This is a genomic window from Pseudomonas syringae (assembly GCF_001698815.1).
Classification (GTDB): domain Bacteria; phylum Pseudomonadota; class Gammaproteobacteria; order Pseudomonadales; family Pseudomonadaceae; genus Aquipseudomonas; species Aquipseudomonas syringae_A.
In genome coordinates, this window is the sequence record NZ_LGSI01000071.1 from 67,479 (window position 1) to 83,483 (window position 16,005).

Consider the following 16,005-nt stretch of genomic DNA (forward strand, 5'->3'; position numbering starts at 1 on the left):
TTATGGCGCTTGAAAAAATGTCCCGATGGGCTAAAAAAATCTGTGCAGCAACTGAATCAGGCAAAAAAACGCCGTTGTCACCGACAAATAAAACACTGTATAAATAACCAGACAAATCGCCTGGGAGCCACTCCATGCTGGTGCACCTTTCCGTACATAACTACGCCATCGTTGAACATCTCGATCTCGAGCTGGACCGAGGCATGAGCGTAATCACCGGCGAAACCGGTGCTGGCAAATCGATCATGCTCGATGCGCTGGGTCTGACCCTCGGGGATCGCGCCGACAGCGGAGTCGTTCGTCCCGGCGCGGACAAGGCCGACATCCTGGCAACCTTCGACCTGGCTGATATACCCGAGGCCAGCATCTGGCTTCAGGAGCGCGACCTGGACAATGACGGTCCGTGCATCCTGCGCCGGGTCATCACTGCCGAAGGTCGTTCGCGGTCCTACATCAACGGCACACCCTGCCCGCAAGGCGACTTGAAAGCCCTCGGCGAGCTGTTGATTGATATCCACAGCCAACATGAACATCAGTCCCTGCTCAAAGCGGACACTCATCGCCGCCTGCTGGACGAATACGCCGGCGCGACTGATCTGGCACGCCAGGTTCAACTGGCGGCACAACGCTGGCGGCAAACCCGCCAGGAGCTTGACCGCCTCTCAAACTCCGGCGACGAGCAACGTTCGCGTCACCAACTGCTGAGCTATCAGCTCGAAGAGCTGGAAAGCCTGAGCCTGGGCGAAAACGAGCTGGAACAGCTGGAGCAGGAACACAAGAACCTGACCAACGCCGAAAGCCTGCTGAGCATTTGTCGGCAAGTGGTCGAGCAGTGCAGCGAAAATGATTCCGGCAACGTGCTCAATGCCCTGACCGCCAGCCTGCATCGCCTGAGCAGCGTCAACGACTCACCCACCGCCCTGAGCGAAGCGACGAATCTGCTGTCCAGCGCGCAGATCCAGGTCGAAGAAGCCGTTGGCGAGCTCAACCGTTTTCTTGATCACTTCGATGCAGATCCTGCACGCCTGCAACAACTGGAAGAGCGGCTCGACGCGATCTATACCCTGGCGCGCAAACATCGCATCCAACCTACTGAAGTCGCCACACTGCAACAGAAGCTGCTCGACGAAATCGAAACGCTGAATGCCAACGACGAAGCCATCGAACGCCTTGAACACGAACTGGCTGCCTTCGCGCGGCACTATAAAGAACGTGCGCGGGAGCTGAGCGACTTGCGGCATCGCTCTGCGCCTACGCTGGCGCATGCGGTCGAGCAGGAAATCCAGCGCCTCGGCATGCCCGGCGGGCGCTTCAACATAGAATTGCGCGTTAACTCCGAAAAAGAGCTGCTGCCCAATGGGCTGGAGCTGGTGGAGTTTCTGGTCAGCGCCAACCCGGGGCAGCCGCTCAAGGCCTTGGCCAAGGTGGCTTCCGGTGGCGAACTGTCACGCATCAGTCTGGCGATTCAGGTGATCACTGCGCAGACGTCGCGGGTGCCGACGCTGGTATTCGATGAAGTCGATGTGGGCATTGGCGGCCCGACGGCCGAGATTGTCGGCCAACTGTTGCGACGACTGGGTGATCGCGGCCAGGTGATGACCGTCACGCATTTGCCGCAAGTTGCAGCGCAAGGCCACCAGCATCTGTTTGTGCACAAGGTTCGCGACAGCGATGTTACCCGCACGGCTGTGTCGAAACTCAGCAAGACCGAGCGCATCGAAGAAGTCGCACGCATGCTTGGCGGCATCGACCTGACCAAAGAGTCGTTGGCGCATGCGAAGAAGATGGTGGTGACGGCCAAGAGCTGAGCGAACGCAGGGCCTGTTGGAGGCTTGCCCGCGAAGAACGATAACGCAGTGGGTCTGGTCCACCGAGGCGCCTGATTCGCGGGCAAGCCTCGCTCCAACGAAAGCCACCAAAACGCACAAAGGCGACCCTAAGGTCGCCTTTGCTGCTACATCAAAAAAAGGTTTACACCTTTTTCTTGCGCACGTAGAGCACCAAGTTGTGATCCACCAACTCGTAGCCGTGCTTCTCGACAATCGCCTTCTGAAGTTTCTCGATTTCTTCTTCGAAGAACTCGATTACTTCGCCGGATTCCACGTTGACCATATGGTCATGGTGGCCGCCGTCAGCCAATTCGAATACTGCATGACCGCCGTCGAAATTGTGGCGAACCACCAATCCGGCAGCTTCGAATTGTGTCAGTACACGGTAAACCGTGGCCAGACCGACGTCCTCGCTAGCCTCCATGAGAGCCTTGTAAACATCCTCGGCGCTCATGTGACGCTGCTCGGCGGAATCGAGCATCTGTAGAATTTTGACCCGTGGCAGGGTCACCTTTAGTCCGGCTTTTCGTAGTTCGCTATTTTCAACCATGGTCAGCTTTCTCACAGACGCTGCTTCGCAGCTTCTCTTAATGCAGGTATGATCGGGGTTTACGTTGTCCCAGCCAAGATAGTGGAAGTCGCCCACCGATGCAAAACACCAAGCTCCTGCTAACCAGTTTCACCCTTGTGGGACTGCTCGCACTCGCCGGTTGTTCATTCCCCGGGGTTTACAAAATCGACATCCAACAGGGCAATGTCGTCACGCAAGACATGATAGACCAGTTACGGCCCGGAATGACCCGACGGCAAGTACGGTTTATCATGGGCAACCCTTTGCTGACTGACACATTCCATGCAGATCGCTGGGATTACCTGTATAGCCTGCAGCCTGGAGGTGGTGAACGCCAGCAAGAGCGCGTCAGCGTTATCTTCAATGGCAATGACCAACTCGTCAGCCTCTCCGGTGATTTCATGCCGGGCGTGAGCCGTGACGACGCCATTCTTGGCCGCGACAACGGCACTACGGCGCCGGCTGGCAATGTCGAGCAGCCGAAAGCCGAAGAGCCGGCCAAGCCTGGTTCGCTGCTTGAGCAGATCCAGCAAGACGTGGATAAAGTCGAAACCGTACCGGTGCCGACCCAGGAACCTCTGGAAACATCGCCGCAGTAATCGTCATTTACTGCGACAACAAAAAGCCCGGCATGCCGGGCTTTTTAGTGTCTGCGGATCGGTAAATAGCTAATTCTGCTCCCGGTCCTGGCGCGCCTTGGCCGCTTTCGCTGCACGCAAGCGCCGCACCTCTTTCGGATCAGCCAGCAATGGGCGATAGATTTCAATCCGCTCGCCGTCTTTCAGCGTGCGTAATTCAGCATTCACCACTACTTTTCCGAAAATGCCTACAGCGCATTGCGCCAGATCCAGCTCGGGAAACTCCGTTCCAATGTCGGACAAGAACAGCGCCTGACGCACCGTGGCGCCCGCAGGCACTTTGACACTGAGCATCAGTTGCCGGTCGACAGCGGCGTAAACCACTTCGACCGTGATTTCGGCCTCAGCCATGCAGTTCTTTCGCCCGCTGACAGAACGCATCAACCAGCGTGTTGGCAGCCTGGTTGAACAATGGCCCAAGGGTCGCGCGAACGATGGGACCGGCATAGTCGAAGGACAGATCCAGGCTGATCTTGCAGGCTTTTTCGCCCAGCGCCTTGAACGTCCAGACGCCGTGCAGCTGATTGAACGGCCCTTCGACCAGATCCATCACAATCGACTGCCCCGGTACGAGCGTGTTTTGCGTTACAAAATGTTGGCTGAGCCCACCTTTGGCGATTTCCAGGCTGGCACGCATGCGCTCGTCGCTTGCCTCCAGCACCTTCGCCGAAGAACACCACGGCAGGAACTCGGAATAGCGAGCCACGTCATTTACCAGGTCGTACAGAGCTTGAGCCGGATAAGGCAAAAGGGCGGAGCGTTGAATATGCGTAGTCATGTCAGCGTCACTTCCAAAGCTGAGCGGCAAACACAACAAGAATGCCGAACGGCGCCACATAGCGCATCAAAAAGAACGTCAAGGCGAAAAGCATCGGGCTGCGGATCGACAGTTCGTCACGCACTGCCTCGCGGCCCATCACCCAACCTGCGAATACTACGAAACACAAACCACCCAGCGGCAACATGATCCGCGAAGTGAAGAAATCGATGACGCCGAAAAAGTCCAGGCCCCCGGCTGCGCCCCATTGATAGAGATGGAATGCGCCGCCATCGTTCACGAAAAATTTGGCCTGCTGCCAGATGTTGAACGAAAACACGGTCCCGAGCCCGACAAACCAGCAGCTGAATGCCAACCAGAACGTGACCCAGGCGCGGCGGATTTTAGTCCGCTCCACCAGATAGGCAACCATTGGCTCAAGCAGGGAAATCGCCGAACTCCAGGCAGCTACCGCCACCAGGACGAAGAACACTACGCCCATCAGCTGACCGAACGCTACGTTGCCAAAGGCGAAGGGCAAGGTCACGAACATCAGGCCGGGACCTTCGCTCGGGTTCAGGCCAGCGGCAAAAACGATGGGAAACAACGCCAGCCCGGCCAGCAGCGACACAAAAGTATCCAGCAGGGCAACGCCAACGATGGTTCCGGAAATCGACGAGTTTTTCGGCATGTAAGCGCCGTAGATCATGATCGAGCCGACGCCGACGCTCAGGGAAAAGAACGCGTGGCCCATGGCAGGCAATAACCCGTCGAGCAGCCTGGACGGGTTGAAGTCGAACATGAAATGCACGCCTTCCATGAAGTGCCCGGTGGTCAGGCTGTAGCCCAGCAGAATAACCATCAGGATGAACAACAGCGGCATCATGATCCGCAGGCTGCGTTCCAGCCCGGCGACCACTCCCTTGGCGATGACCAGCGCCGAAAGCAGCATGAAGATCGTGTGCCAGAGCACCAGCCTCCAGGGATCGCCGATGACGTTGCCGAAATAAGCGCCAACCTGATCAGCAGTTACGCCCTGAAAATCTCCACGCCCCATGTCGATGATGTAATCCAGCGACCAGCCGCCCACCACGCTATAAAAAGACAGGATCAGCAGCGCGGTGATCATTCCGGCAAAAGCGCCCCAGGACCAGCGCGCTGAATGCCCGGCCTCAATCGCCAACACCTTCAAGGCGTTGGCCGGGCTCAGGCGCGAACGACGGCCGATCAACGTCTCGGCGAGCATCACCGGGACGCCAATCAGCGCGATACAGGCCAGGAACACCAGCACGAACGCACCGCCGCCATAGACGCCGACCATGTAGGGAAATTTCCAGATACTGCCCAGACCCACGGCAGAACCGGTCGCTGCCAGAATGAACACCCAGCGGCTTGCCCAGCCGCCATGGACCGAAACCTTGTCCGTCGACATCGTAGACACGTCCAACCAAAAAAGAGACGCATTGTCCGGGATTCAATCAACCTGCTCAAGCACGCAGCTTCCCCATAGCCGATATCGAAGCGAGTCCCTATAATGCGTCGCCTATGGCTAAGCTCAAGAAACATCCCACAGGGACCATCGCGCAAAATAAAAAGGCGCGTCACGATTACTTCATCGAACACAAGTTCGAGGCCGGTCTGGTCCTGGCTGGCTGGGAAGTAAAAAGCCTGCGTGCCAACAAGGTACAGCTGGTCGACAGTTATGTGCTGCTCAAAGATGGCGAGGCGTGGCTGATGGGTAGCCATATCTCACCGTTGACGACTGCAAGCACGCACGTCATCGCTGACCCGACACGCACCCGTAAACTCCTTCTGAACCAGCGTGAGCTTGAAAAGCTCATCACCTCGGTGCAGCAGAAAGGCTATGCCTGCGTGGCCCTTTCCATTTACTGGAAAGCGCACTTGATCAAGTGCGAAATCGCACTGGGCAAAGGCAAGAAGGAATACGACAAGCGCCACACCGAACGGGAACGCGACTCCGATCGCGAACTGCAACGGGCCGTGCGCAGCAAGGGCAAGGATGATTAGGTTGCCCGTCTTGTAGGAGATTTCGCCGTGCTGTCGACACGGCGCTGTCGTCCAGCAAACACCGGCTCCCGTTGGAGCGAGGCTTGCCCGCGAATCAGGCGCCTCGGTGAACCAGATCTACCGCGTTATCGCTCTTCGCGGGCAAGCCTCGCTCCAACGAGCATTTCAACTCGATGGCTGTGCGTTGTTTAAACTTGTTCGCGAAGCAGTATTTCTGGTCACGCAGGACCTACGCCTCGCCGACAGGTTGGCTCCTACAAGGTTTGCAGTTCACATCCCATTGCGCCGCTCTGCCCGAGCGGTGCGTTGTACCTGCTGGCGCACTTCTTCCAACACCTCCTGCACATACAGCAAATGACGACTGGAGACTTCCCGCGCGTCTTCGCCACGGCCTTCGATGATCGCCAGATACAGCTCGCGATGCTGGCTGATCAGCATGTCCCGGGTTTCCGTGCGCTGTTTGTACATTCCGCCGATATTGATCAATACATTGCGCTTGAGCAGATCGAACAGCCCGCGAATCGTATGCAGCAACACGGCGTTGTGGCTGGCTTCGGCAATCGCCAGGTGAAAGCTGGCATCGGCCGCGCTTTCTTCAACACGACTGACCTCACCGTCCCTTGAGTAGCAATCCTGAAGCGCTTCGAACGCCAGACGCAGGCGTTCGCGATCCACATCAGTGGCGCGAATCGCGGCGTAATACGCACAGGACGCTTCGAGGGTGTGGCGGAACTCCAGTAAATCGCGCTGGGCATCCGGGCTGCTTTCCAGCAGATGCAACAACGGATCACTGAAAGTCGATCCGAGATTTTCCACCACGTAATTGCCGCCGCCCTGGCGACTGATCAATAGTCCCTTGGCCGTGAGTTTCTGAATCGCCTCGCGCAGTGATGGGCGGGACACACCAAATTGTTCGGCAAGGGCACGTTCGGCGGGCAAACGCCCTCCGGATTTCAACGTGCCTTCAAGAATCATTCTTTCCAGCTGCTCGACAATATCGTCGGACAAACGGCGCTGACGCACCTGATCAAAGCCCATAAATCCTCGCTTCACATCCCCGAACACGTGTCGGGGCCGCCTATTCTGGCTGATTGCCGTCGGCTCGACACCTGCCAGATGCCGCTGGAATCAGCCCATAAGGACTGCATTTCCAGCCGCACCCGACCAAAGTCGTAGTACGGCAAATTGACACACCACGTCCAAGGCTTTTACCCTAGCGCTTAGTCATTGTAAATTGGTATTACCAATTAGCCAATGCCAGCGTTTTGATGGCTAACCTCTTCAGCGCTGCAAGACCTTTCGAGCGAAAGGCTTGAGCTGGTGGACCCTGTGATTCGTTCGTCATTATCGACAAGACATTTGCTGGCATAACGTCGAATCGAAGCCGCGCGCGCGTACATGGAACACCAGGCCTAACCAAAAATAATTAGGGGCCACCCACATGCAGACCTGGCAACAACTCTATAACCCTCTGGGCAGCCTCGGCCTTTCCGCCGCCGCCGCACTCATCCCAATCGTGTTCTTCTTTCTGGCCTTGGCGGTGTTTCGCCTAAAAGGTCATATCGCAGGCAGTATCACGCTGGCGTTGTCAGTGATTGTGGCGATTTTCGCTTTCCAGATGCCAGCTGACATGGCCCTCGCGGCTGCCGGATATGGCTTCGCGTATGGCTTGTGGCCCATTGCCTGGATCATCGTGGCTGCGGTTTTTCTCTACAAACTGACCGTCAAGAGCGGCCAGTTCGAGATCATCCGCAGTTCGGTCATGTCCATTACCGATGACCAGCGTCTGCAAGTGCTACTGATCGGCTTCTGCTTCGGCGCATTCCTGGAAGGTGCCGCCGGTTTCGGCGCACCCGTGGCCATTACCGCCGCGCTGCTGGTTGGCCTGGGCCTGAATCCGCTGTACGCGGCTGGCCTGTGCCTGATCGCCAACACTGCACCGGTTGCGTTCGGCGCGCTGGGTATTCCGATCATCGTTGCCGGTCAGGTCTCCGGGATCGATCCGTTCAAGATCGGCGCCATGGCCGGTCGTCAACTGCCGCTGCTGTCGCTGTTCGTACCGTTCTGGCTGATGTTCATGATGGACGGCCTGCGCGGCGTCAAGGAAACCTGGCCGGCTGCGCTGGTGGCAGGCTTGAGCTTCGCGATCACTCAGTACCTGACGTCCAACTACATCGGCCCTGAACTGCCGGATATAACCTCGGCACTGGTCAGTCTGGTTTCCCTGACTCTGTTCCTCAAGGTCTGGCAGCCACAGCGCGCAGCAGATTCCGAATTTGTGGTCGCCACCGCTGGCGGCGCGGCCATGCTGGGCAATCCGGGCGGCTTCGGTCAGCCACGCACTTCGGTCAAATCCCCTTACACCCTGGGGCAGATCCTCAAAGCGTGGTCACCGTTCCTGATTCTGACGGTAATGGTCACCATCTGGACCCTCAAACCGTTCAAGGCCATGTTCGCCGCCGGTGGCGCGATGCAGGCGTGGACCATGAACTTCGCCATTCCGCACCTTGACCAACTGGTCATGAAAGGCGCACCGATTGTTGCCAAGGCGACGGCGATGCCAGCCGTCTACAAATTCGATCTGATTGCAGCTTCCGGTACGGCCATTCTGTTCTCGGCGATCCTGTCGATGATCGTGCTGAAGATCAGCGCCGGCACTGGTCTGACCACTTTTAAGGAAACCTTGAAAGAACTGCGCTGGGCCATCGTGTCCATCGGCATGGTGTTGGCTTTCGCCTTCGTCATGAACTACTCGGGCATGTCTTCCACGTTGGCGCTGGTATTGGCTGGCACTGGCGCGGCCTTCCCGTTCTTCTCGCCGTTCCTCGGCTGGCTGGGCGTATTCCTGACCGGTTCCGACACCTCCGCCAACGCGCTGTTCGGTTCGTTGCAGGCCACGACGGCGCACCAGATCGGTGTCAGTGATGTGCTGATGGTCGCGGCCAACTCCAGCGGTGGTGTGACCGGCAAGATGATTTCGCCACAGTCCATCGCCGTTGCCTGCGCAGCCACCGGGCTGGTGGGCAAGGAATCGGACCTGTTCCGGTTTACGCTCAAACACAGCCTGTTCTTCGCCACCATCGTGGGCTGCATCACCTACGCCCAGGCCTACTGGTTCACCGGCATGCTGGTGCACTAAATGAGACGAGCGCCGGGTGCGCCATTGCGCGCCTGGCGGCTACTTACCAGGCTATTTACAAGAGATTGCGAGAGCCCATGATCATTTCCGCCTCCACTGATTATCGTGCCGCAGCGCAACGCAAGCTGCCGCCATTCCTGTTTCACTACGCCGACGGCGGCGCTTACGCCGAGCACACCCTGCGCCACAACGTATCGGACCTGGCCAGCATTGCCCTGCGCCAGCGGGTCCTGAAGAACATGTCAGAGCTGAGCCTGGAGACCACGTTGTTCGGCGAAAACCTGAGCATGCCGGTTGCGCTGGCACCCATCGGACTTTGCGGGATGTACGCCCGGCGCGGTGAAGTGCAGGCGGCGCGTGCGGCGGCAGCCAAGGGCATTCCATTCACCTTGTCCACCGTCTCGGTATGCCCCATCGAAGAAGTCGCGCCGGCCATCGACCGTCCCATCTGGTTTCAGCTCTACGTACTCAAAGACCGCGGCTTCATGCGCAATGCCCTGGAGCGGGCCAAGGCCGCCGGGGTCAAGACTCTGGTGTTCACTGTCGACATGCCGGTGCCGGGTGCTCGTTACCGCGACGCCCATCACGGCATGAGCGGCGTGAACGGGCCGACGCGGCGGATTCTGCAAGCCATGACTCATCCACAGTGGGCCTGGGACGTTGGCGTCAAAGGTCGCCCGCATGACCTGGGCAACATCTCGACCTACCTTGGCAACCCTACCGGCCTGGCCGACTATATCGGCTGGCTAGGGGCGAATTTCGATCCGTCGATTTCATGGAAGGATCTGGAGTGGATCCGCGAAACCTGGGACGGGCCGATGCTCATCAAGGGCATCCTCGACCCCGAAGACGCCCGGGACGCAGTGAGCTTTGGCGCTGACGGCATCATTGTTTCCAACCATGGCGGCCGCCAGCTCGACGGCGTGCTGTCGAGTGCCCGCGCCTTGCCGGCCATTGCCGACGCGGTGAAGGGCGAACTGAAGATCCTCGCCGATTCCGGCATTCGTAGCGGTCTGGATGTAGTGCGAATGATTGCCCTGGGTGCCGATGCGGTACTGATTGGACGCGCATTCATTTATGCCCTGGCAACCCATGGCGAGGCGGGCGTGAAGAACCTTCTCGACCTGTTCGAAAAAGAAATGCGCGTGGCCATGGTGCTGACCGGGGCCAAATCCATCAGCGAGATATCTCGCGACTCACTCGTCCGTGAACTGGGCGCCTGAGCCCCTGCACCCACGCACGCGGCTCGCCAGAAGCCGCGGCGCCCTGAACCTGACTTCCTGAGGAAGACCGCATGAGCCTGCCCGCCTCCTTCCTGAACGGTGTCCATCATCTGATCCCCGCCGGACGCCGCTTCGACGATCCGCTGTCGACGCTCGCCTTCGGTACCGACGCCAGCTTCTATCGCTTGATTCCCAAGCTGGTGATCCGCGTCGAATCCGAAGATGAAGTCGTGGCCCTGCTCAAACTCGCGCAACAGGAAAAAGTCCCGGTGACCTTTCGCGCGGCGGGCACCAGTCTGTCGGGCCAGGCTATCAGCGATTCGGTATTGCTGGTGCTCGGCGACAACTGGAACGGCCGCGAACTGCGTGACCAAGGCACGCAAATCCGCCTGCAACCCGGCGTTATTGGCGCCCAGGCCAATGCCTGGCTGGCGCCGTTCGGCCGCAAGATCGGCCCGGACCCAGCCTCGATCAACGCCTGCAAGATCGGCGGCATTGTCGCCAACAACGCGAGCGGTATGTGCTGCGGCACGGCGCAGAATACCTATCACACCCTGGCGGGCATGCGTCTGGTGCTCGCCGATGGCACCCGCCTGGACACCGAAGACCCGACCAGCGTCGCCGCCTTTCACAGCAGTCATGCCGACTTGCTGCAGCAGCTGGCGCGACTGGGCCGGGAAACCCGGGCCAACACCGAACTGGCCGACAAGATTCGCCACAAATATCGCCTGAAAAACACCACCGGCCTGTCTCTCAACGCACTGGTGGACTTCGACCAGCCGCTGGATATTCTCAGCCACTTGCTGGTCGGCTCCGAAGGCACGCTGGGCTTTATCAGCGCAGTCACTTACGACACCGTGGTCGATCACCCGAACAAGGCGTCGGCGCTGATTGTGTTTCCAGATGTGGAAACCTGCTGCAACGCCGTCACCGTCCTGAAAACCCAGCCGGTCGCCGCTGTCGAGCTGCTGGATCGCCGCAGCATGCGCTCGGTACAGGACAAACCTGGCATGCCTGGTTTCGTCCGCGAACTCTCGGAAAACGCCTGCGCCCTGCTCATCGAAGCCCGCGCCGCCAGCCGGGATTTGCTACACGAACAACTGGCGCAGATCATGGTGTCCCTGGTTGCGTTTCCGGTCGAGAAGCAAGTCGATTTCACCGAAGACCCGCTGGAAAACGCCCGCCTGTGGGCGATCCGCAAAGACACCTTTCCCGCTGTCGGCGCCGTACGGCAAACCGGCACGACGGTGATCATCGAAGACGTGACCTTCCCGGTCGAACAGCTGGCCATCGGCGTGCGGCGCCTGATCGCGCTGTTCGACAAGCATCATTACGACGAAGCGATCCTGTTCGGCCACGCGCTGGAAGGCAATCTGCACTTCGTCTTCACTCAGGGTTTCAACAATCCCGAGGAAGTCGCGCGTTACAAAGCATTCATGGACGACGTGGCGCAGCTGGTTGCCGTCGAGTTTGGCGGTTCGCTCAAGGCCGAGCACGGCACCGGGCGCAACATGGCGCCTTTCGTCGAGCTGGAATGGGGCCATGACGCTTATCAATTGATGTGGCAACTCAAACGTCTGCTCGATCCCAACGGCATTCTCAATCCGGATGTGGTCCTCAGCGAAGATCCACAGATCCACTTGAAGCACCTCAAGCCGTTGCCCGCTGCGGACGAGATTGTCGACAAGTGCATCGAATGTGGGTTCTGCGAGCCGGTCTGCCCTTCGAAAGGCCTGACCCTCAGCCCGCGCCAGCGCATCGTTATCTGGCGTGACATTCAGGCGAAGAAACGCGCCGGTGTCGACACCACCAAGCTGGAGCGTGACTACCACTACCAAGGCATTGAAACCTGCGCCGCGACCGGCCTGTGCGCGCAACGCTGCCCGGTTGGCATCAACACCGGCGAGCTGGTCAAGAAGCTGCGCGCTCAGGAGGCCAGGCACGGCAAGGCCGCTGGTTGGCTGGCGCACAATTTCAAGACCGCACTGCAAGGTGCGCGCTTTACCCTGCACGCCGCCAATGGCGCTCGGATGCTGCTCGGCGCACCGAGGCTGGCGAAACTGTCCGGCGCGTTGAGCAAGGCGTCCGGCGGACGCGTTCCGCAATGGTCACCGGCCATGCCTCAGGCGGAACATGCGATTCGCTTCACCCCGCCAGTCGAGGATCAGCGCCCGCGCGTGGTGTATCTGGCGGCCTGCGTCTCCCGGGTCATGGGCCCGGCAGCCGGTGACCGCGAGCAGACGTCATTACTCGACAAGACCCGCAGCCTGCTGGAAAAAGCCGGTTACCAAGTGGTGTTTCCGGACGATCAGGAAAGCCTGTGCTGTGGACAACCTTTTGAGTCCAAGGGCTATAAGCAACAAGCCGACGACAAACGCCTGGAACTGCTGGCCGCGTTGAGCAAAGCCAGCCGTGGCGGGCTTGATCCGATCTATTGCGACACCAGCCCGTGCACGCTGCGCCTGGTGCAGGATCTCAAGGACACGCGTCTGGATCTGTACGATCCAGTGCGTTTCATTCGCACGCATTTGCTGGACAAGCTGACCTTCACGCCCCAGCAGGAAGCCATCGCCGTCCACGTCACGTGCAGCACGCAGCATCTGGGCGAAAGTCAGGCACTGATCGAGTTGGCGCGGTTGTGCAGCGTCAACGTGGTGATCCCGGAAGGCATTCACTGCTGTGGCTTCGCCGGCGACAAGGGCTTCACCACGCCAGAGCTGAACGCCCACTCGCTGCGCAGCCTCAAGAACGCGGTGCAGTTTTGCAATGAAGGCATTTCCACCAGCCGTACCTGCGAGATCGGCCTGTCGCAACACGGCGGCATCGACTATCACGGGCTGGTGTATCTGGTGGATCGCGTCACCCAAGCCAAAACCGTTTGATCCCATCACAGGGCGCGAGGATCGCCCCTTTTTGGTGCCTTTTCGCCGTAATGTGGCTTTTACAAATTATCGCGAAAAGAAATAGAACCCCTGCGTTTCAGCACAGTCAGTTTGTTTAAGCCCCGCAAATGAATTGGGGTCCTCGACAAACCTCGGACATCGGCCTCATAGACCGGCCATACCGAGTCCACAGGCTAAAGGAGATACACATGAAGCGCACAGCACTGACTGGATTGTTCCTCACCGCTGCACTGTTGGGTTCCCCGGTATTCGCCGCCGATGATCTGTGTGGTGCCAACCTGCAGACGCTCAAGGATGCCCAGGTTTCCACGAACACCAACATGAGCGCTGACGCCAAGAAGGATCTCGAGAAAACTGAGAAAGATGCACGGGCTGCGCAAGCCAAGGGCACTCCTGCAGGCGACAAAGAATGTGTCGAGATCACCACCAAGCAAATCACCGCTCTGAAAAACATCGGTTCGGGTAGCGAAGGCGCCAAGTAACACGCCTGTAACGGCCAGCCCAGCGGCTGGCCGTAGCTCGAAGCGCGTCAAAAGGTCGACGTGACTCCCTCACTGGAGTACACTCCGCGACCTGACTGCGAAAGCAGTCAACTGGGGCCGTTTAGGATTCGACGCCGGTTGCGAAACTTTAGGTGCATGCCGACTTGGTAACAGAAGTCGTAAATCCACTGTTGCAACTACTTATAGTTGCCAATGACGAAAACTACGGTGCTCAACTAGCTGCGTAAGCAGCCTAGCCCGCACTTCTGGTAGCTTCGGCTCCAGCAATCACTAGGGGATGTCTGTAAACCCAACGTGATTGTCATATAGAACAGAATCGCCGTGCAGTACGTTGTGGACGAAGCGGCTAAAACTTACACAACTCGCCCAATGCACCCTGCCCGTCGGGCGGCTGAGGGTTAACTCAATAGACACGGCTAAGCATGTAGGACCGACAGCGGAGTACTGGCGGACGGGGGTTCAAATCCCCCCGGCTCCACCAAACGAAACACCAGAGAGGCCCGCCCAGTGCGGGCTTCGCTGTATCTGGGGTTTCGAAAGTTGCTGAATGTTGTTGTGGGTTCATGTGAATAAATCCATGCCTCGGCGACGTCTCAGCAACCACCCTCCCCTGGCGTCCTGCCGATGAACACCAATCACTGTTTCTTCAGCAACAACGAGTCATAGACTTCTCACGTGTGATCCCTGCTATTCGGCTTGCATCAGCAATTGCCGCCAGCTTTCCCGCTGCCTGGTCACCCCGCTCGCGCAAGTCGGCGAGCACAGAGGTGAGGTCGCGGATTGTCGCGCTTCCTGCGGCAACTTTGGAATTGAGGGTGACCATCCTGACGTGCTCCCGCCAAACCGCTTTGAAATTCGCAACGCCGTAGACCAACAGGCTCAGAGGGAAAAGGACGATGCTGATCGCCACCACTTCGCGCGTTACAAACCTTTACAACAGGAAGTCCGTGTCCTTGAGGTAGTACTCGAAGCGGTGTGCCCAGTGAATGGGATGGTTCGGGAAAAGACGGTTGTGGTCTGCTCGCGACAGCTTCACGCGGCGGTACCCCCTACGCATCAGGCGGATTGACCTATCCCGTCGCCGGATTCGCCGCCGCGTACTGAGTGCCCTGAAATCACACTTCGCGCTCACTGGCGGACCAATCGACAGAGCCTGGCTGTGCGCACCCGGAACTCTGGTTTTGAAGCTCGGTGAGTAGCACGGCTACTACGACGGTAACAACGAGTGGGTGGGCTTATGACTCCCCATGAATTCATCGAGAAGAGCGTCCACGACGAACTGGTCAAGCGGGGCTTCAAGGAAGGGATCTGCTTCAGTGTTGCCCGCCACGCCGTCGACTATTACCGACAGCGCAGCATGTTCAAGAAGAATGTCATCGCTGATGTCCTGAGTTGGTCGAAGAAGCAGGCCAAGGATATGTCGCGTTAGTTAGTCCTGCGGATACCACATGTGGCGGTCAGGTTCCTCCGTGTCCAGTTCTTGAGTCCAGTTATGGCCGCACTCTTTGCATTCATAGGCAGTTACCAGCTTGCCCGGCACCCCTTGCGTGCCGTGTTTAATGAATTTGTCCGATAGCCCCAGATCTTCGACTTCTTTCATTGCTTCGCTACAGCAGTCGCCAATACCCATCTTTTTCAACTCCATAAATGAAACCCGACTCTAGCCGCAATTCACGGCGAGGTACCACCATGCATTCGAAAAACATCGCCATCCTCCTCTGCGATCTCACTGGAGTGATGGCCAAGCCATGGGTTGAGGCTGGATACCACGCCATTCTGGTGGATCCGCAGCATCCGGCCGGCGTCCACACCGACGGGGCAATTACCCGGGTCGGGCAGATCATCGACCACCCGGACACTTGGCGGGTTTTGCGCGAGGCAATATCCACTGGTCGCGTCTCTTTTGTGGCCGGTTTCCCGCCATGCACTGACGTAGCGGTCTCCAGAACGCCTCACTTCACAGCCAAAGCCGCGAAAGATAAGTTCTCCAGGCGAAAGCTGCGCTGGTTGCTGAGCAGTGTCGGGTGATCGGCCAGATATCAGGTGCGCCGTGGTCTTTGAGAATCCAGTCAGCGTGTTCAGCTCGATCTTCGGCAAGCCACAGAGCACCTTCCATCCGTACCACTTCACCGCGCTGAGCATTCACGACAACTACACGAAGAACACGTGCCTGTGGTCAGGGGGGCTTCGTGATGCCGCCTCGCTGCATTGACGATCGCGTGCTGGCATCCATCCACCGCTGTGGCACAAATGGGTGGCACACCGTAAGGTCACAACCCGGAAACCAATGAACCCGGCCGGGCCGAAGCCTACCCTGCACGGTGCACCATAGAAAAGCTCCAGCTAACACTAAAGTGCTGACTGTGCGAAATAGCATATACCGCGCCTTGGATTCGATTCAGGTTGCGACACCC

16 protein-coding genes and 1 other RNA gene are annotated in these 16,005 nt (G+C 58.6%); 11 read left to right on the forward strand and 6 right to left on the reverse strand.

Annotation, left to right across the window (positions count from 1 at the left end; all coding sequences use genetic code 11):
- Window positions 1–134: 134 nt before the first annotated feature.
- The gene (gene recN, locus AFK24_RS26665; RefSeq protein ID WP_065836094.1) at window positions 135–1,808 is read left to right on the forward strand and encodes a DNA repair protein RecN; all 1,674 of its coding nucleotides are present in this window, start codon (window positions 135–137) and stop codon (window positions 1,806–1,808) included.
- Between the two features lie 163 nt (window positions 1,809–1,971).
- Here the strand turns inward: recN and fur are convergent, their stop codons facing one another.
- Window positions 1,972–2,379: a ferric iron uptake transcriptional regulator gene (gene fur, locus AFK24_RS26670; protein ID WP_065836130.1), complete on the reverse strand. Its 408-nt coding sequence runs from the start codon at window positions 2,377–2,379 to the stop codon at window positions 1,972–1,974.
- 98 nt (window positions 2,380–2,477) lie between these two features.
- Between fur and AFK24_RS26675 the strand changes: the two genes are divergently transcribed.
- Window positions 2,478–2,999, forward strand: a complete 522-nt coding sequence (locus tag AFK24_RS26675; protein ID WP_065836095.1) for an outer membrane protein assembly factor BamE — start codon at window positions 2,478–2,480, stop codon at window positions 2,997–2,999.
- Between the two features lie 69 nt (window positions 3,000–3,068).
- Here AFK24_RS26675 and AFK24_RS26680 read toward each other — a convergent pair whose 3' ends face one another.
- From AFK24_RS26680 to AFK24_RS26690, 3 genes are read right to left on the reverse strand one after another with little or no spacing between them, the layout of a single operon-like run.
- Complete coding sequence (locus tag AFK24_RS26680) at window positions 3,069–3,389, reverse strand: RnfH family protein (RefSeq protein ID WP_065836096.1); 321 nt, start codon at window positions 3,387–3,389, stop codon at window positions 3,069–3,071.
- Window positions 3,382–3,816 carry a type II toxin-antitoxin system RatA family toxin gene (locus AFK24_RS26685; RefSeq protein WP_020293177.1) on the reverse strand — a complete coding sequence of 145 codons (435 nt, stop codon included), beginning with the start codon at window positions 3,814–3,816 and terminating at the stop codon, window positions 3,382–3,384. Before AFK24_RS26685 ends, AFK24_RS26680 begins: the two co-directional genes overlap by 8 nt.
- A gap of 7 nt (window positions 3,817–3,823) precedes the next feature.
- Window positions 3,824–5,227: a sodium-dependent transporter gene (locus AFK24_RS26690; RefSeq protein ID WP_065836097.1), complete on the reverse strand. Its 1,404-nt coding sequence runs from the start codon at window positions 5,225–5,227 to the stop codon at window positions 3,824–3,826.
- Between the two features lie 113 nt (window positions 5,228–5,340).
- On the opposite strand from AFK24_RS26690, the gene smpB reads away from it, so the two are divergent.
- Complete coding sequence (smpB, locus tag AFK24_RS26695) at window positions 5,341–5,823, forward strand: SsrA-binding protein SmpB (protein ID WP_065836098.1); 483 nt, start codon at window positions 5,341–5,343, stop codon at window positions 5,821–5,823.
- A gap of 270 nt (window positions 5,824–6,093) precedes the next feature.
- On the opposite strand, the gene AFK24_RS26700 is transcribed toward smpB, so the two are convergent.
- Window positions 6,094–6,861 carry a GntR family transcriptional regulator gene (locus AFK24_RS26700; protein WP_065836099.1) on the reverse strand — a complete coding sequence of 256 codons (768 nt, stop codon included), beginning with the start codon at window positions 6,859–6,861 and terminating at the stop codon, window positions 6,094–6,096.
- Between the two features lie 403 nt (window positions 6,862–7,264).
- Between AFK24_RS26700 and AFK24_RS26705 the strand changes: the two genes are divergently transcribed.
- The 6 genes from AFK24_RS26705 (at window position 7,265) to AFK24_RS26735 (ending at window position 15,020) form a co-directional block, all read left to right on the forward strand.
- The gene (locus AFK24_RS26705; protein WP_065836100.1) at window positions 7,265–8,962 is read left to right on the forward strand and encodes a lactate permease LctP family transporter; all 1,698 of its coding nucleotides are present in this window, start codon (window positions 7,265–7,267) and stop codon (window positions 8,960–8,962) included.
- Window positions 8,963–9,039: 77 nt separating this feature from the next.
- A complete protein-coding gene (gene lldD, locus AFK24_RS26710) occupies window positions 9,040–10,185 on the forward strand; it encodes an FMN-dependent L-lactate dehydrogenase LldD (RefSeq protein WP_065836101.1) in 1,146 nt (381 codons plus the stop codon).
- A gap of 71 nt (window positions 10,186–10,256) precedes the next feature.
- Window positions 10,257–13,067, forward strand: a complete 2,811-nt coding sequence (locus tag AFK24_RS26715) for an FAD-binding and (Fe-S)-binding domain-containing protein (RefSeq protein WP_065836102.1) — start codon at window positions 10,257–10,259, stop codon at window positions 13,065–13,067.
- A 209-nt stretch (window positions 13,068–13,276) separates the two neighbouring features.
- Window positions 13,277–13,570 carry a hypothetical protein gene (locus AFK24_RS26720; RefSeq protein ID WP_065836103.1) on the forward strand — a complete coding sequence of 98 codons (294 nt, stop codon included), beginning with the start codon at window positions 13,277–13,279 and terminating at the stop codon, window positions 13,568–13,570.
- A gap of 113 nt (window positions 13,571–13,683) precedes the next feature.
- Window positions 13,684–14,072, forward strand: a transfer-messenger RNA (tmRNA) gene (ssrA, locus tag AFK24_RS26725).
- A gap of 756 nt (window positions 14,073–14,828) precedes the next feature.
- Window positions 14,829–15,020 (forward strand): hypothetical protein, encoded by a 192-nt coding sequence (locus AFK24_RS26735; protein WP_065836105.1) that lies wholly within the window; start codon window positions 14,829–14,831, stop codon window positions 15,018–15,020.
- Here AFK24_RS26735 and AFK24_RS26740 read toward each other — a convergent pair whose 3' ends face one another.
- Window positions 15,021–15,236: a hypothetical protein gene (locus tag AFK24_RS26740; RefSeq protein ID WP_139110583.1), complete on the reverse strand. Its 216-nt coding sequence runs from the start codon at window positions 15,234–15,236 to the stop codon at window positions 15,021–15,023.
- Window positions 15,237–15,280: 44 nt separating this feature from the next.
- On the opposite strand from AFK24_RS26740, the gene AFK24_RS31415 reads away from it, so the two are divergent.
- Both AFK24_RS31415 and AFK24_RS31420 read left to right on the forward strand, forming a co-directional pair.
- Window positions 15,281–15,619 (forward strand): hypothetical protein, encoded by a 339-nt coding sequence (locus AFK24_RS31415; protein WP_205884884.1) that lies wholly within the window; start codon window positions 15,281–15,283, stop codon window positions 15,617–15,619.
- 22 nt (window positions 15,620–15,641) lie between these two features.
- Window positions 15,642–15,803, forward strand: coding sequence for a hypothetical protein (locus tag AFK24_RS31420; RefSeq protein WP_205884885.1), 162 nt, complete (start codon window positions 15,642–15,644; stop codon window positions 15,801–15,803).
- Window positions 15,804–16,005: the final 202 nt, after the last annotated feature.

What these genes read in the sequence shown, in the direction of transcription:
- recN (WP_065836094.1), top strand. Translation starts at nt 135, where the DNA reads ATGCTGGTGCACCTTTCCGTACATAACTACGCCATCGTTGAACATCTC.
- fur (WP_065836130.1), bottom strand. Translation starts at nt 2,379, where the DNA reads ATGGTTGAAAATAGCGAACTACGAAAAGCCGGACTAAAGGTGACCCTG.
- AFK24_RS26675 (WP_065836095.1), top strand. Translation starts at nt 2,478, where the DNA reads ATGCAAAACACCAAGCTCCTGCTAACCAGTTTCACCCTTGTGGGACTG.
- AFK24_RS26680 (WP_065836096.1), bottom strand. Translation starts at nt 3,389, where the DNA reads ATGGCTGAGGCCGAAATCACGGTCGAAGTGGTTTACGCCGCTGTCGAC.
- AFK24_RS26685 (WP_020293177.1), bottom strand. Translation starts at nt 3,816, where the DNA reads ATGACTACGCATATTCAACGCTCCGCCCTTTTGCCTTATCCGGCTCAA.
- AFK24_RS26690 (WP_065836097.1), bottom strand. Translation starts at nt 5,227, where the DNA reads ATGTCGACGGACAAGGTTTCGGTCCATGGCGGCTGGGCAAGCCGCTGG.
- smpB (WP_065836098.1), top strand. Translation starts at nt 5,341, where the DNA reads ATGGCTAAGCTCAAGAAACATCCCACAGGGACCATCGCGCAAAATAAA.
- AFK24_RS26700 (WP_065836099.1), bottom strand. Translation starts at nt 6,861, where the DNA reads ATGGGCTTTGATCAGGTGCGTCAGCGCCGTTTGTCCGACGATATTGTC.
- AFK24_RS26705 (WP_065836100.1), top strand. Translation starts at nt 7,265, where the DNA reads ATGCAGACCTGGCAACAACTCTATAACCCTCTGGGCAGCCTCGGCCTT.
- lldD (WP_065836101.1), top strand. Translation starts at nt 9,040, where the DNA reads ATGATCATTTCCGCCTCCACTGATTATCGTGCCGCAGCGCAACGCAAG.
- AFK24_RS26715 (WP_065836102.1), top strand. Translation starts at nt 10,257, where the DNA reads ATGAGCCTGCCCGCCTCCTTCCTGAACGGTGTCCATCATCTGATCCCC.
- AFK24_RS26720 (WP_065836103.1), top strand. Translation starts at nt 13,277, where the DNA reads ATGAAGCGCACAGCACTGACTGGATTGTTCCTCACCGCTGCACTGTTG.
- AFK24_RS26735 (WP_065836105.1), top strand. Translation starts at nt 14,829, where the DNA reads ATGACTCCCCATGAATTCATCGAGAAGAGCGTCCACGACGAACTGGTC.
- AFK24_RS26740 (WP_139110583.1), bottom strand. Translation starts at nt 15,236, where the DNA reads ATGGAGTTGAAAAAGATGGGTATTGGCGACTGCTGTAGCGAAGCAATG.
- AFK24_RS31415 (WP_205884884.1), top strand. Translation starts at nt 15,281, where the DNA reads ATGCATTCGAAAAACATCGCCATCCTCCTCTGCGATCTCACTGGAGTG.